Here is a 13,729-nt window from a genome sequence, read left to right as displayed (position 1 = left end):
ACGGCTGTGTCGTCGGAAGGTCATGACACTGTCAGCAAAGCAGGAGTTCGGAAAATGATCAGAATTGGCATCATCCTCGGCAGTACCCGGCCCAACCGCAAGGGCCCGCAGGTCGCGCAGTGGGTTCTGGACACGGCATCGCAGCGCGGCGACGCCGAGTTCGAACTGATCGATCTGCGCGACCACCCGCTGCCGCATCTGGACGAGCCCGCGCCGCCGATGTTCGGCCCATCGGTCCATGAGCACACCCGCGCCTGGGCCGAGCGGATCGCCCCGTTCGACGGCTTCGTGTTCGTGACACCGGAATACAACGGCGGTGTCCCCGGGGTGCTGAAGAACGCCATCGACCATCTGTGCGCGGAATGGACCGACAAGGCGGTCGGATTCGTCTCCTACGGTGTGAGTGGCGGCGCCCGCGCGGTAGTGCAACTGCGGACGGTCTGCGGCACGTTGGGCATGGCCGATGTGGGTTATCAGGTCGCGATCTCGGTGCTCACCGATTTCGAGAACCACACCACGTTCACACCGCGTGACCACCATGTCGCCGCCCTGAACAAGACACTGGATCAGGTCATCGCCTGGAGCACCGCACTCGCGCCGCTGCGCGCCGAGTCACCGGTCACCGTCGGCTGAACCCGTTCCCGGCGAATCACTTTCGAAACCACGAAGGACCGTCTTGCGGTCAGAAATTTCTCGATTGGAGAGTCCGATGACTTCGAACGATTCCGAAGTTGGCACAGCCACGCCTACCCAACGCGAGGTAGACGAAGCCGAGATCGCGCGGCACGTCGACAAGCTAGTCGCGGGAATCCGAGAAAAGGATCTCGAGGCCCTGAGGCAGCTGTACACGACTGATGTCGTGTCCTTCGACGTCGAGCCGCCGCTGCAGCATGTCGGTATAGCCGCGAAATTGGAGAACTGGGCGAAGGTGTTCATGGTCTTCCAAGAGGTGACTTATGAGGTTCGCGACCTGACACTCACGGTGGGCGATGAGGTGGCATTCGGGCACGGCTTCGGTCGACTGAGCGGCACGCTGAAGCACGGAACGGCGACGAGCGGTATGTGGGTCCGGGTCACTTTCGGCTTCCGGAAGATCGACGGCGATTGGGTGATCACGCACGACCAGGTTTCCGTGCCGTTCGACATTTCGACCGGCAGAGGAGTGGCCGACCTCGTGCCCTGAGCCGGGACGTCGCGGGCAGGTTGCGGCCATGGAGCTGCTCACCGCTGCCCACGGTGCCCGGTTGCATTTTTCCGCAACCGGTTGCTGCGCTGACACGACGAGTGTCAGCGCGGCGGCTGTGGCTGAGGTACGGAGTCCGCTGAGTGCACACGAAGCGCGGTATCTCGAACCCGCCGTCTCGAAAAGAATCTCATAATTCGCTCGTCTGTTTGCTCAAGCGTCGGTACAGGGTGGCGCGTGAGACGTCGAACTCGGCGGCGATCTCCTCGATCGGACGGCCGGAATCTCGCATGCGGCGAGCGGATTCGATCATTTCCGAGGTCATTGCACCGGGGCGGCCTCGACGGTTCGGGCTGGTCGTAGGCACCGCGGCCGGTAGAGGGACTGGATCGCTTTGGGCGGCCGAATCGCCGAGTAACCGCCGGGCGCCATCGAGAATCGCCTCGCGCAACTCGTCTGCGGGCCGGTCCGCGAAGATGACCACCGGATCGCTCAGTGCCGCATAGACCTGCGCGGCCCGCACTCGGGTGGTGAAATCGGCTCGCGGCCCGGCGATCAGTTCCTGTGCCGACAGTGCGATCGTCCGCAATCGCGCGAAGGTGGCCTCGTCGGCGGATAAGGCCTGGTCCTGCATTTGCATCCGCAGGAGCTGACCATGTGAAAGCCACACCTCTAGCAGTCCGGTCACCACCGACCAGCGCCGCGCCCGCGCATCCCGCCCGCGTGCCGCCGCCGCGAGCGCCGCTTCGCTGTCGACCAGCAGCGGCTCGACGAGCGCGGCGACGATATCGCTCTTATTCGGGAAGTGGTAGAGCACAGCGGTTTTCGTCAGCCCGACCTGTTCGGCGATCTCGCGCACGGAAACCGTGTGATATCCGCGCTCGGCGAACAGGTCGAGCGCGGTGCGCAGGATGCGGGCACGCGAATCGTCGGCCATGGCGACCGATCCTACCGCTTGACTGACCGTTGGTCAGCGTCCTACAGTGACGTCACTGACCAACGGTCAGATATTTCGAGACAAGGAGTGGGCAATGCGGATTCTGATCTCCGGTGCGAGCATCGCCGGAGAGACACTGGCGTATTGGCTTGTGCGGCACGGTTTCCAGCCCACCATCGTCGAGCGCGCGGCCGGGCTGCGCGTCGGTGGCCAGGGGGTGGACGTTCGGGATCAAGCGATCGAGGTCGCCGAGCGCATGGGCATCATGGCGCAGATCCGTTCGGCGGCCGCCGATGTCGCCGGTATGCGGTTCGTGAACGCCGTCGGCGATCCCATCGCCCAGGTGAATATGCAGAAGATCAAGGACAAGTACGGCAGCGCCGAGGTGGAGGTCATGCGCGGCGATCTGGTCCGAATCCTGCGCCACAGCAACACCGAGGTGGAATACCTGTTCGGCGATTCGATTCGGGCCCTGGATGAGGACGACGACGGCGTCACCGTCACCTTCGAACACGCCGCGCAGCGGCGGTTCGACCTGGTCATCGGCGCGGACGGCCTGCACTCGACCGTGCGACGCCTGGTCTTCGGCCCGGAATCGAATTTCGTCCGCCACCTCGACCACTACTTCGCCTTCGGTAACGCCGATGCCGCGCTCGGGCCCGACCGGTGGGTCAGCGTCTACAACACCCCGGGCGCGATGGCGGGCATCTACCGTTCCGGCAATCACGCACAGGCCAAGGCGTACTTCATGTTCCGCAGCCCGTTGCTCGACATCGATCCGCGGGATACCTCTGTGGCCCGCACAGTGCTGACGGACCGTTTCGGCACGGAATCCGCGTGGCACGTGGCACAGCTGCTCGACGGCGTGCTCGCCGACCCGGACCTGTATTTCGACTCCCTCGGCCAGGTCCAGATGGATTCCTGGTCGACCGGTCGCATCGCCCTGGTCGGTGACGCCGCCTATTGCGCCTCGCCCGCGTCCGGAGCCGGTGCCGAACTCGCCCTCGTCGGCGCATACCGGCTCGCCGGAGCACTCGCCGCCGCGAAAGGCGACTACCGCACCGGTTTTCGCCGCTATGAGCAGAGCCACCGCGCACTGGTCGACCGCAAACAGCAAATCGGACCCAACCTGCGGCTGATGGTGCCGAAAACCCGCTCGGGCATGGCAATTCGGAATACCTTGACGCGACTTCCCGTGCTGGAGTCCATGGCAGGTATGGAACGCATCATGGCACCGAAGACGAACGAGTCCTTGCCCGAATACCCCGAGATTCCGGTCACTGCCAGGGCCTGCCGTCCGGCATAGGGACCGCTGAGCTCAGCGCCGGAGGAATTCCAGGGTGGCGCGTTCGAACGCGGCCTTCGCCTCGATCATGACCCAGTGCCCGCTGTTCGGGAACACATGTAGTTCCGCGTCGGGAATCTGCCGCATCGGCACCAGCGCCATATCCGGCGGACTGACCCGGTCGTCCAGACCCCAGGTGAGCAGGGTCGGGCACTGCACCTTGTGCAGCATGGACCAATAGGGCGGCGTATTCGAATTCGCCAGGAACTTCTGCTGCATGGCCCATGCGGTCGAGCCGTACATCATGGCGGCGGTCTTCTGGGTGTCCGGATGCTGCGCGGCCGCCCAGCGTTCTTCGATGATCTCATCGGTGATCACCGCGGGGTCGTAGACCATGGCCCGCAACCAGCGCAGCAGCTTGTCCCGATCGGGTTTGTCGGCGAATTCCTGCAGTAGCCGAATCCCTTCGCTCGGACTGGAGCTGAAGATATTCGGACCGATCCCGCCGATGGTGACCAGCTTGCGCACCCGCTGCGGATGCTGAATCGCCAGATTCGCCGCGACGACACCACCCATCGAATTGCCGATCATGGCCGCCGATTCGATGCCGAGCCCGTCCATGAACCGCAGCACCGCCGCGCCCGCGGTCAGCACAGGATGTCCGTCGACCGGGTCGCTTACGCCGAAGCCGGGAAATTCGAGGATGTAGCAGTGGAAGTGCTCGGCGAAGACGGCGAGATTCCCGCGATAGTTACGCCACCCGTTCACGCCGATCCCGGAGCCGTGCAGCAGTAACAGCGGCGGCCCGTCGCCCGCCTCGTGATAGCGCAGCACGCCCTGATCGGTGGCGAGCTCCCGTTTCGTGCCTTCGTATGTCACGTCCATACCCGACACGTTAGAACACGTTCTAGCTCGGTTCGTGAATGACGCCGCTATCGGCGCGTAAAACCAACCAACGGGTACATAATTGCGAAACGCTGGGCGATTCAGGACGCAGTGCCTTGGCGACTATCTATGATCTGCGCTGGCAACTCGGCACCGCACGACGAGGACCGAATCATGAGCTACCGAACGATCACGACCGCGACCGTACTCGGCACCGCGATCGCCGCACTCGCCTGGACCGCGCCGACGGCGAATGCCGTGGTGACCAGAGTTGGGGTGATGCCGGATTCGAACTACGGCCTGGCGACCAACTATGGCACCGACTGTCCGGCCACCGCTGAGGCCTATGTGAACAACGCTGCCGAACTCGTTTCCTTCTACGACAACGGCGTGCTGTTCGGTGTGGTCCGCCCGCAGGGCGGCATCGCGCTGCTGACCTGGATCCCGAAGACCACCGGCCCGCATACGCTCAGCGCCGTGCAGGCCCCGGATGTCACGCCCATCGGGACGGTGGACGTCCGCGTCGGCACCGGCGTACACGTCGGCTTCGCCTGCGTCGTGTTCGGTAGCTGAAATCAGGCTATTCGGCCTCGGGGTGCTCAGAGCACCCCGATGGCCTTGAGTAGTAGCAGGGTCAGACCGGCCGTACCCGCGAAGGCGACGCCGCCGTCGCGGATCACGATGCCCGCGGGCGAGCCGCTGACCTTGGACAGGATTCCGGAAATCACCGCGACGATGATGCCGACGAGCACGGCGACGACAACGAACAAGACCTGAACGGTAGTGGACACTCGACGCTCCCTCGATGTGGATCGTCGCAGTGTAAAGAGTGCGGTGGCTATCGTGTAGCAAAGTTGCGGGATACGCTGCGGCTAGGCCGGTTTGGTGGCCGCCAATCCGTACAACAACGGGAGGATCGGGTCCGTCGGCGGGAGCCGGAACCAGCCGTTGTCGGTGCGGATCATGCGGGACCAGCGCGGCCACGGCAACATCTCGGTTTCGGTGAGATCGGTAATGCGCAGGCCCGCGCCGATCAGGGCATTGATCACCTCGCCGAGCCCGTGGCGCCATTCGTAAACCGTAGTGTCGCTGGTCAGTGCGGGACCGTCGGTGTAGGTGTGGTCGCTGACCCGACGCTGGGCGCCACGTCCTTCAAGATAATCATCGTGCAGGACAAGCGAATCCGGATCGACCCCGGCGGGTGGCGTTGGTCCGAGCGAGTGCAGCAGCGGGTGGAATTCGACGATGTACACCAGGCCGCCTGGGCGCAGCAGTTCGGCGAGTACCGACGCCCAGCGCGGCAGGTCGGGCAGATAGCAGAGCGCGCCCTTGCCGGTGTAGACGATATCGAATTGCCTGTGCCCCAGCGCATTCGGCGCATCGTATACATCGGCGCAGACGTACTCGACGGCATCGGCGGCGAGTTCTCCAGCGTGCCGAATCGAGGCGGGCGAGAAGTCGAGACCGACCGCCATGGCCCCGCGTTTGGCGAATTCGATTGTCTCCGTACCGAGATGGCACTGCAGATGCAGCACATCGCGGTCGCGCACGTCACCGAGGATGTCCCATTCGAAGGGCGCGAACCAATACGACGAATCGCGATCGCGATAGAAATCGCTGGCCGCGTGAATCGGGGCACGGGCATCCCAGTTACCGCGGTTCGCCAGCAGCTGATCCAGGCCGTCGTCGCTGTCCACCGGCCCATCGTATTTCGGGAGCGGCACCCCCACGGCGGATGCGCCGACGATTCACAGGATTCCCTCACGTAATTTTGGCACGGTACACGGAAAACCGAGGTTCACTGGAGTTACAGAGTTGTGCGGATCGGCAGCGAGGGGGCAGGTCCAGCCCGAGGAGGTCAGACCTTGCAGACAACCGCTTCGATCGCCATCGTCCGCCCGGAGCCGGTAGGGCGCGGCGGTATTACGCCCGGTGTGGTGAGCACCCGTGGGCGGCGTTCGCTCAATGCCGACGCCTTCGCCACCTACACCGACCCCGCGGTCGGGCGCACCGCATTCGTTGTCGCCGACGGGGTCGGCGACAACCTGCCCGCGGCCAGGGCGGCGCGCGCCGCGGCCTCGGTCGCCGCGCGGATCGGTGCGGGCAGCGGCGCGCTGGCCGGTGTGATCGCGGCCCGACAGGAGTTGCTGCGTGAATTCCCGGAGGAGCAAGCCGACAGTGTGCTCGTGGTCGCCGTGCTGCCCGCCGTCGATCAGCCCGACGGCCCCTGCGATATCGCCTGGGTCGGCGACTGTCGCGCCTACCGCTGGAACGGTCGGGTGCTGCATCAGATAACCACCGACCACACCGTCGCGGAGTTCATGCGCGCCAGGGGGATTCGCCCGGCGAACCGGATGGATCACCTCGTCACCACCTCCACCCGCACCGCGAGTTCGGAGGTCATCGGCCGCGCCGCCACCGGATCGAGCCGGGGCCGACTGCTGTTGAGCACCGACGGTGTGCACAAGCGGCTCGATATGGTCGCGATCAAGTCGATACTGGTCGCGGGCGAAACCGCGGCCAATTGTGCGGAAACCTTAGTCGACAACGCATTACAGGCCGGTAGCACCGACAACGCCACCGCACTGGTCGTGGACTGCCGCTGATCCCAATTCCTGCTAGAACTATCTCGTCGGTGTGTCTAGTGGAGTGTGGGGTTATGCGGGCGATTCAGATCAGTGAACTGGGCGGACCCGAGGTGTTGCGGCAGGTGGAGCTGGATGCGCCGGAGCCGGGTCCCGGTGAGGTCGCGATCGATGTCGAATTCGTCGGGGTGAACTTCGCCGACCTGCAGGCGCGTTCGGTGGGATATCGGGTCCGGGATCTGCCATTCGTGCCGGGACTCGAACTTTCCGGGCGGGTGCGCTCGATCGGCGCCGATGTCGACGGGTTCACGGTCGGCCAGTCGGTGGCCGCGATCACCGAGGGCGGCGCTTACGCCGAGGTCGCCGTGGTCACCGCCGCGACGGTGTTCGCGGTGCCGGACGGCGTCGATTTGCGTACGGCCGCAACGCTTCCCACGGTACTGCCGACCGCTTACGCACTGATCAATACCGTCGGTAAGTTGCAGCCGGGGGAGACCGTGCTGGTGCAGGCCGCGGCGGGCGGGGTGGGCACCGTGGTCGGCCAGGTGGCCAAGTTGACCGGGGCAGGCGCGGTATACGGCGTGGTCTCCAGCGAGGCCAAGGCGGAGTACGCGCGCAAGCTCGGTTACGACGACGCCTTCCTGGCCGAAACCTTCGAGACCGATGTCCGGGTGGCGACCGGTGGACGCGGTGTCGATGTCGTGCTCGACCCGGTCGGCGGGCAGACCTTGCGGCGCGGTCTCGAATCGCTGGCGATGTTCGGTCGGCTGATCTCCTACGGCAATGCCAGTGGTGAGCCGGGCTGGCAGATCGGCCAGCCCGAGCTCTACCCGAGGGGTCTGTCGATCTCCGGATTCTCGATCCTCGGCCTTACCGCTGATGCGCCGCAGGTACTGCGCGAGATTGCCGATCGAGCCTTCCGGCTGGTCACGGCGGGGAAGGTGGAGCTGCCGATCACCGCGGAGTTTCCGCTGTCCGAGGTCGCCGAGGCGCATCGGTTGATGGCGAGCCGTGCCTCGACGGGCAAGCTGGTACTTGCGGTCCACGGCTGACGTCATTTGTCGACGCGGCGTCGATCGACTGCGGCGATGACGATCTGTCCGTCGACGGAAGAATCGCGAAGCGCTTCCATGCGATGAGTCACGAGTGGGCTACCGGTCGGATCCCGCAGCGCGAGTCCGAATATGTTTCGAATCGGAACTCCAGCTGGTTCTCGAATGTGAATATCAGGGTGCTCCACACGTAATCTAGAGAACTATCTTCACCGATATGGACCTGATCTTGCATGATCTTCATACTTACACCCAGGTGATCGAACGGATCACATGTCGCCAATCCGCCGGATCGACGTACAGGAGTGTTGATGAAGATCGGAATTCCCCGCGAGGTCAAGAACCACGAGTACCGGGTCGCGTGCACACCCGCCGGGGTGCACGAGCTGGTTTCGCGCGGACACGAGGTGTACATCGAGGCCGGTGCCGGTCAGGGGTCGGCGTTCGAGGATATGGCGTATGCGGCCGTCGGGGCGCGGGTGCTGGATACCGCCGATGAGGTCTGGGGCACCGCGGAAATGGTGCTCAAGGTGAAAGAGCCGGTGGCCGAGGAGTATTCGCGCATGCGGCAGGGGCAGGTGCTGTTCACCTATCTGCATCTGGCGGCATCCAAGGGGTGCACCGACGCGCTGCTGAACTCCGGGATCACCTCGATCGCCTACGAGACCGTCACCGGTAAGGATGGATCGCTGCCGCTGCTCGCCCCGATGAGCGAGGTCGCGGGACGGCTGGCGCCGCAGGCCGGCGCGTATCACCTGATGCGCAGCGGCGGTGGCCGCGGTGTGCTGATGGGTGGTGTGCCGGGTGCGCGCCCGGCAAAGGTTGTCGTGCTGGGCGGCGGTGTTTCGGGGAGCAACGCGATCGCGGTCGCGGTCGGTATGCACGCGGATGTGACGGTGCTGGATCTCAATATCGCGCGCCTGCGTGCGCTGGACGAGCAGTATCGCGGGCAGGTGCGGACCATCATTTCCAACAGGTTCGAGGTGGAGAGTCTGGTCCGGGAGGCGGATCTGGTGATCGGCGCGGTGCTGGTACCCGGCGCGAAGGCGCCGACGCTGGTGTCCAATGACCTGGTCGCACAGATGAAGCCGGGTTCGGTGCTGGTCGATATCGCCATCGATCAGGGCGGTTGCTTCGCGGATTCGCGCCCGACCACCCATGCCGAGCCGACCTACCTAGTGCACAATTCGGTCTTCTACTGTGTCGCCAATATGCCCGGCGCGGTGCCGTACACCTCGACCGTCGCACTCACCAATGCCACACTGCCGTACGCGATTTCGCTCGCCGAGCGCGGCTGGCGCGATGCGGTCGCCGCGGATCAGGGCCTGGCCGCCGGTCTGAGCACGCACCGCGGCCACCTGCTGTCCGAATCCGTTGCGGCCGCGCACAATTACGCCGCGGAGAGGTTGGCCGCCTAACCCATCGGGCTGGTTCGCGGGCGCACGTGCTCGAAGATGAGAATCGTCTCGGTGGAGGCGACCGCGGGATGTGCGCTCAGGTGTTCCAGCACGAAGACCCGAAGTCCCTCGGTGTCGGCCGTGGCGACATGGATCAGATAATCGTCGGCACCGGCGATGAAATAGACGTTCAGCACTTCGTCGAGTACGGCCAATTGCTCCCCGAACTCGGCGAGGTGCGGACGGGCGTTGGCCTGGACCCGAACCGCGATCATGGCCTGCAGATTCCGGCCGAGCGCGGCCGGATCGATATCGGCGTGGAATCCGCGAATCACCCCGCGCTCCACCAGCGACCGCACCCGCCCCAGACACGTCGACGGCGCGATACCCGCGACATCGGCGAGCGCGCTATTGGTCATGCGCCCGTCCCGTGCGAGCTGATCGAGCAGAATCCGGTCGATATCGTCCAACTGCACCGCCGGACCGGGCGCGGTCCGCACGGCACCGACCGCCGGTCCGATCGGCGAATCAATCTTCCTCACCAGGCCCACTGTATCGAAGATCATTCGATACAGGGCCGGTCGTTGCGTTAGGATCGTCGCGTGGATATCTACTGGCATGCCGTTACGCCGCCGCCGTGCGCCTGATCGGGCGCACCTGCTGAATTCCTGATTCGCGGTCCGGGCTGTCTGCGAGGGCAGCCGTTGGTTGATGTCGTGCGCCCGTTTCGAATCCCTGTCGAATTCGATGACGGAAGTGCATCTCCTTGTCTGATATCAAAGATGTTGTAGCGGTTGGGCATTCGCGTGTTCACGCAGTCAGCGGCCCAGTTCCCATCCTGACCGCGGCGGTGCTGTGGGGGACCACCGGAACCACGAGTTCACTGGCTCCCGCCGGTGCGCCGGCCGCAGCGATCGGATCTGCCGGGTTGGTGCTCGGTGGGCTGTTGTTGTTCTTGTCCGCCGGTGCGCGGTTGCGGTGCACGCGCGGCGAGTGGTGGTTGGTTGCCGTCGGGGCCTTGGCGGTAGCGGGGTATCCGGTGACCTTCTATCCCGCCGTGGCGCGCACAGGCGTGGCCGTTGCCACGGTGATCGCGCTCGGCAGTGCGCCGGTTTTCGCCGGGCTACTGGCCTGGGTTTCCGGGCAGGGTAAGCCGACCAAGCGCTGGGTCGGTGCCACCGCGGCGGCGGTAGTCGGCTGTGCTGTCCTGGTGCTCGGACCCGAAATGACGGGCGGCACCGCACCGGTCGACCTGCTCGGCATCGTGCTCGCCGCATTCGGTGGACTCACCTACGCGGTCTATTCGCTCATCGGCGGCAGGCTGATCGCACACGGCCAGCCGTCGAATGCGGTGATGGGCACGATGTTCGGCATTGCCGGGCTGCTGGTGCTGCCGGTTGTGTTGTGCACCAACGCATCCTGGCTGCACACCGGTCGAGGTGTCGCGGTGGCACTGCATCTCGCGGTGTTCACCACTTTCGTCGCCTACCGCCTGTTCGGCTACGGCCTGCGGCATACGACCGCGCAGGTGGCGACGACATTGACGCTCGCCGAACCCGCCGTGGCCGCGGTGCTCGGTGTGGTCGTCGTCGGTGAGCGGCTGCCGATCGTGTCGTGGTGCGGATTGGCCGTGCTGGCACTGGGGCTCGCATTCCTGACACTCGGCGCGCGCGACCGCTGACTGTTGTGTGCTCGACGCCGCCAGCTGATTCCCTTGGGCCAGTGCGGATTCGGCGGCGTCGAGCACCTTGCCGAAAACACCGGTTCGGCGACCACCCGGGTGAACCAGGGCGCGGCGAAGGCTTACTGACCCGGTGCGGGCGCTTTGGCGCGCAACACCTCCAAGAACGCACGCATCCACTGCGGATGGTCCGGCCAGGCTCGACCGGTCACGATATTGCCGTCGACATGGGCCGCACTGTCCTCCCATTGCGCGCCAACGGCATTCAGGTCCGGTGCCAACGCCGGATAGGCGCTCGACGAGCGACCGTTCAGCGCGCCGACGGCAAGCAGAATCAACGGACCATGGCACAGCGCCGCGATCGGTTTGTCCTCGTCGACGAAATGTTTGACGACCCTGCGGCACTCCGCATCGCCGCGCAGATACTCCGGCGCCCGTCCACCGGGCAGCACCAACGCCGCGTACCGACTCGGATCGACATCGGCCAGCGCGATATCGGCGGGCCAGGTGTGTCCGGCTTTCTCGGTGTAGGTATCGAAACCGTCGACGAAATCATGCACCACGAACTGCAGCTTCTTGGCGGTCGGGGCGGCCACTTCGACCTCGTACCCCTCCTCGAGCAGCCGCTGGTACGGGTACATGACCTCCAGGTCTTCGGCCGCGTCTCCGGTGATCAGCAATACGCTTGTCACGGCACATCACCTCCGGTGCGAATTTTATCGACAATGGCAGCGGAGGCAGGGGCTTTCGGGCTATGCGGGGCGGGGGTACGGGCGGATTTTTTCGAGTTGGGCGGCAACGGAGAGGATGGTGGTCTCACCATTCGCCGGTCCGACCAATTGGACCGCCAGCGGGAGGCCATCGGCAGCGATACCCGCGGGCAGTGAGGCGGCGGGATGTCCGGTCACATTCCAGAATCCGGTGAAGGCGACCATGGGGACCGAGGCGAGTTGTGCGCGGATCGGATTCGCATTGTCGAGGACACCGACCCGCGGCGGGCGGTGCGCGATGGTGGGGGTCAGCAGCAGATCACAGTTGTCGAAGATGCGATCGGCCTTGCGTGCCAAGGCCGCACCGCGGCGCATGGCCCATTCGATGACCGGCTGGCGTGCCCAGAAACCGAGCGCGAGATTTTGGCGAGTACGGAGTTCGAGCCGCTCCGGATGGTCGATGAGTGGGATCTCCGCGCGCACACCGCCATAGAACTGCGGATAGAAGGCGAAGGTGAAATCGGGATAGCCCGGGTCGATCTCGGTGACCGTATGGCCCAGTTGAGCGAGGAGTTCGGCGGTATCGTGTACCGCGCGCACATGTTCGGGAACCGCTTTCGCGAGCATCGTCTGTGATTTCGTGGTGTAGCCGATGCGCAGGCCGGTCGGCGTGCGCCGCGCGGCCTCCTCGAATGACATCCCCGGCTCGGGAGCCTGGAATCGGTCGGTCGGTGTGGTGCCGCGGATGACGTCGTAGACGATCGCCGAATCCAGCACGCTTCGGGTGAGCGGTCCGATGACGCCCAACGCCCACCACAGATGGGCGTTCGGTGCGGTCGGCACCCGTCCGCGCTGGGTTTTCAGGCCGAAGAGTCCACAGCAGGCGGAGGGGATCCGGATCGAGCCGCCGCCGTCCCCGCCGAGCGCGGCGGGCACCAGCCCCGCCGCGACCGCCGCGGCGGAACCGCCGCTGGAGCCGCCGGTCGAACGGGTCCGATCCCACGGATTGCGGGTCACCCCGTAGGTGGTGGACTCGGTGTACGGCCACTGTCCGAATTCCGGCATGGTGGTCTTGCCGACGATGACCGCACCCGCCGCCCGCAGCCGCCGCACCACCTCGGCGTCGGCGACCGCCGGGGTGAGATTGGCGCGGGTGCCGAAGGTGGTCGGCACGCCCGCGACGTCGATTTCGTCCTTCACCGCGATCGGGATGCCGTGCAGCGGTCCGCGCTCAGCGACGTCCTGCTGATCCCGTTCGATGGCTTCGGCGACGGCTTGTTCGTGCAGTACCCGAGTGAAGGCATTCAGCTCGCCCGCCTGGTCGATCCCGTCGAGCGTCGCCTCGATCAATTCGCGGGCCGTCAGAACCCCTTGGTCCAGCAGCTGCCGCTGCTCCCACACACCCGCGGACACGACCTCGCGAAGGTCCATCTCTACCGCTCCTCCCGACCCACATGGCAGCGAGTTGCGAGCCGTCGCAAAGTAGCCTGACCTGTGGAATCAGTCATTGATCCGAGCACCCGACAGTAGTTAGTCAACTGACCATTCCGCAATCGATACGGACCGCGCGTGCGCTGGGTTCAATATTGCACGTAACAATATTTCCGAACGCTACAGCCAGGGCACCCCGGCGCGCAGCAACACATTGGCATACGGCCGGGCCTCGCCGGTGCGCACCACGAACCGGCACGCTCCGATGCGCTGTTTGAAGTCGTCGTGGTCGATCAACTCCGCGTTCAGGCGGTTGCTGAGCAGGGCGGCAGCCTCCGGATTCTGGTCCGCGACGTTGCGGCTGCCCCAAGCCGCTTCGACGGTGACCTCGTCGAGGATCAGGTCGAGGATGGGCTCGAACCGGGGGAATCCGTAGCTGATGCCCAGGTCGATGACGGGCACGCCGCCGGGTGTCGGCAGACCGGAATCGCTGACGGCGAAGAGGTCGGTATGGCGCAGCGCGGTGAGCGCGGCGAGCAATTCGGCGTGAATGAGTCCGCTGGTGCGCAAGGTTTCGATTCCT

General features: G+C 65.3%; 16 protein-coding genes. 8 read left to right on the top strand and 8 right to left on the bottom strand.

The features are described 5' to 3' along the window. Positions 1 to 54 precede the first annotated feature (54 nt). Both ACQP1T_RS24480 and ACQP1T_RS24475 read left to right on the top strand, forming a co-directional pair. Positions 55 to 633, top strand: a complete 579-nt coding sequence (locus tag ACQP1T_RS24480) for an NADPH-dependent FMN reductase (protein ID WP_433755387.1) — start codon at positions 55 to 57, stop codon at positions 631 to 633. Between the two features lie 76 nt (positions 634 to 709). Continuing rightward, positions 710 to 1,183, top strand: a complete 474-nt coding sequence (locus tag ACQP1T_RS24475; RefSeq protein ID WP_433755386.1) for a YybH family protein — start codon at positions 710 to 712, stop codon at positions 1,181 to 1,183. A 190-nt stretch (positions 1,184 to 1,373) separates the two neighbouring features. On the opposite strand, the gene ACQP1T_RS24470 is transcribed toward ACQP1T_RS24475, so the two are convergent. Further along, on the bottom strand, positions 1,374 to 2,120 hold the full coding sequence (locus tag ACQP1T_RS24470; protein ID WP_433755385.1) for a TetR family transcriptional regulator: 747 nt from the start codon (positions 2,118 to 2,120) through the stop codon (positions 1,374 to 1,376). 94 nt (positions 2,121 to 2,214) lie between these two features. On the opposite strand from ACQP1T_RS24470, the gene ACQP1T_RS24465 reads away from it, so the two are divergent. Continuing rightward, positions 2,215 to 3,426: an FAD-dependent monooxygenase gene (locus tag ACQP1T_RS24465; RefSeq protein WP_433755384.1), complete on the top strand. Its 1,212-nt coding sequence runs from the start codon at positions 2,215 to 2,217 to the stop codon at positions 3,424 to 3,426. Positions 3,427 to 3,438: 12 nt separating this feature from the next. On the opposite strand, the gene ACQP1T_RS24460 is transcribed toward ACQP1T_RS24465, so the two are convergent. After that, complete coding sequence (locus ACQP1T_RS24460; RefSeq protein ID WP_433755383.1) at positions 3,439 to 4,290, bottom strand: alpha/beta fold hydrolase; 852 nt, start codon at positions 4,288 to 4,290, stop codon at positions 3,439 to 3,441. A 174-nt stretch (positions 4,291 to 4,464) separates the two neighbouring features. Here ACQP1T_RS24460 and ACQP1T_RS24455 point away from each other — a divergent pair, with 174 nt between their 5' ends. Continuing rightward, positions 4,465 to 4,863: a hypothetical protein gene (locus ACQP1T_RS24455; protein ID WP_433755382.1), complete on the top strand. Its 399-nt coding sequence runs from the start codon at positions 4,465 to 4,467 to the stop codon at positions 4,861 to 4,863. A 26-nt stretch (positions 4,864 to 4,889) separates the two neighbouring features. Here ACQP1T_RS24455 and ACQP1T_RS24450 read toward each other — a convergent pair whose 3' ends face one another. Further along, a complete protein-coding gene (locus ACQP1T_RS24450) occupies positions 4,890 to 5,081 on the bottom strand; it encodes a hypothetical protein (protein WP_062987240.1) in 192 nt (63 codons plus the stop codon). A gap of 81 nt (positions 5,082 to 5,162) precedes the next feature. Next, positions 5,163 to 5,987, bottom strand: coding sequence for a class I SAM-dependent methyltransferase (locus tag ACQP1T_RS24445; RefSeq protein WP_433755381.1), 825 nt, complete (start codon positions 5,985 to 5,987; stop codon positions 5,163 to 5,165). A gap of 168 nt (positions 5,988 to 6,155) precedes the next feature. Here ACQP1T_RS24445 and ACQP1T_RS24440 point away from each other — a divergent pair, with 168 nt between their 5' ends. The 3 genes from ACQP1T_RS24440 (at position 6,156) to ald (ending at position 9,345) form a co-directional block, all read left to right on the top strand. Further along, the gene (locus tag ACQP1T_RS24440) at positions 6,156 to 6,896 is read left to right on the top strand and encodes a PP2C family protein-serine/threonine phosphatase (RefSeq protein ID WP_433755380.1); all 741 of its coding nucleotides are present in this window, start codon (positions 6,156 to 6,158) and stop codon (positions 6,894 to 6,896) included. A gap of 53 nt (positions 6,897 to 6,949) precedes the next feature. Continuing rightward, on the top strand, positions 6,950 to 7,927 hold the full coding sequence (locus tag ACQP1T_RS24435; RefSeq protein ID WP_433755379.1) for a quinone oxidoreductase family protein: 978 nt from the start codon (positions 6,950 to 6,952) through the stop codon (positions 7,925 to 7,927). Positions 7,928 to 8,238: 311 nt separating this feature from the next. Next, positions 8,239 to 9,345, top strand: a complete 1,107-nt coding sequence (gene ald, locus ACQP1T_RS24430; RefSeq protein ID WP_433755378.1) for an alanine dehydrogenase — start codon at positions 8,239 to 8,241, stop codon at positions 9,343 to 9,345. Here ald and ACQP1T_RS24425 read toward each other — a convergent pair. Continuing rightward, entirely contained in the window at positions 9,342 to 9,866 is a 525-nt protein-coding gene (locus tag ACQP1T_RS24425) for an Lrp/AsnC family transcriptional regulator (protein ID WP_433755377.1), read from the bottom strand. The genes ald and ACQP1T_RS24425 overlap by 4 nt on opposite strands. A 224-nt stretch (positions 9,867 to 10,090) precedes the next feature. On the opposite strand from ACQP1T_RS24425, the gene ACQP1T_RS24420 reads away from it, so the two are divergent. Further along, entirely contained in the window at positions 10,091 to 11,005 is a 915-nt protein-coding gene (locus tag ACQP1T_RS24420; protein ID WP_433755376.1) for an EamA family transporter, read from the top strand. Positions 11,006 to 11,127: 122 nt separating this feature from the next. On the opposite strand, the gene ACQP1T_RS24415 is transcribed toward ACQP1T_RS24420, so the two are convergent. The 3 genes from ACQP1T_RS24415 to rbsD form a co-directional block, all read right to left on the bottom strand. Then, a complete protein-coding gene (locus ACQP1T_RS24415; protein WP_433755375.1) occupies positions 11,128 to 11,697 on the bottom strand; it encodes a DJ-1/PfpI family protein in 570 nt (189 codons plus the stop codon). Between the two features lie 60 nt (positions 11,698 to 11,757). After that, complete coding sequence (locus ACQP1T_RS24410) at positions 11,758 to 13,146, bottom strand: amidase (RefSeq protein ID WP_433755374.1); 1,389 nt, start codon at positions 13,144 to 13,146, stop codon at positions 11,758 to 11,760. Between the two features lie 180 nt (positions 13,147 to 13,326). Continuing rightward, complete coding sequence (gene rbsD / locus ACQP1T_RS24405; RefSeq protein ID WP_433755373.1) at positions 13,327 to 13,716, bottom strand: D-ribose pyranase; 390 nt, start codon at positions 13,714 to 13,716, stop codon at positions 13,327 to 13,329. Between the last annotated feature and the right edge of the window lie 13 nt (positions 13,717 to 13,729).

Source organism: Nocardia sp. CA-135398 (assembly GCF_050955845.1).
Lineage (GTDB): Bacteria > Actinomycetota > Actinomycetes > Mycobacteriales > Mycobacteriaceae > Nocardia.
This window is presented reverse-complemented; position numbering and strand designations above follow the sequence as displayed.

What these genes read in the sequence shown, in the direction of transcription:
- ACQP1T_RS24480 (WP_433755387.1), top strand. Translation starts at nt 55, where the DNA reads ATGATCAGAATTGGCATCATCCTCGGCAGTACCCGGCCCAACCGCAAG.
- ACQP1T_RS24475 (WP_433755386.1), top strand. Translation starts at nt 710, where the DNA reads ATGACTTCGAACGATTCCGAAGTTGGCACAGCCACGCCTACCCAACGC.
- ACQP1T_RS24470 (WP_433755385.1), bottom strand. Translation starts at nt 2,120, where the DNA reads ATGGCCGACGATTCGCGTGCCCGCATCCTGCGCACCGCGCTCGACCTG.
- ACQP1T_RS24465 (WP_433755384.1), top strand. Translation starts at nt 2,215, where the DNA reads ATGCGGATTCTGATCTCCGGTGCGAGCATCGCCGGAGAGACACTGGCG.
- ACQP1T_RS24460 (WP_433755383.1), bottom strand. Translation starts at nt 4,290, where the DNA reads ATGGACGTGACATACGAAGGCACGAAACGGGAGCTCGCCACCGATCAG.
- ACQP1T_RS24455 (WP_433755382.1), top strand. Translation starts at nt 4,465, where the DNA reads ATGAGCTACCGAACGATCACGACCGCGACCGTACTCGGCACCGCGATC.
- ACQP1T_RS24435 (WP_433755379.1), top strand. Translation starts at nt 6,950, where the DNA reads ATGCGGGCGATTCAGATCAGTGAACTGGGCGGACCCGAGGTGTTGCGG.
- ald (WP_433755378.1), top strand. Translation starts at nt 8,239, where the DNA reads ATGAAGATCGGAATTCCCCGCGAGGTCAAGAACCACGAGTACCGGGTC.
- ACQP1T_RS24410 (WP_433755374.1), bottom strand. Translation starts at nt 13,146, where the DNA reads ATGGACCTTCGCGAGGTCGTGTCCGCGGGTGTGTGGGAGCAGCGGCAG.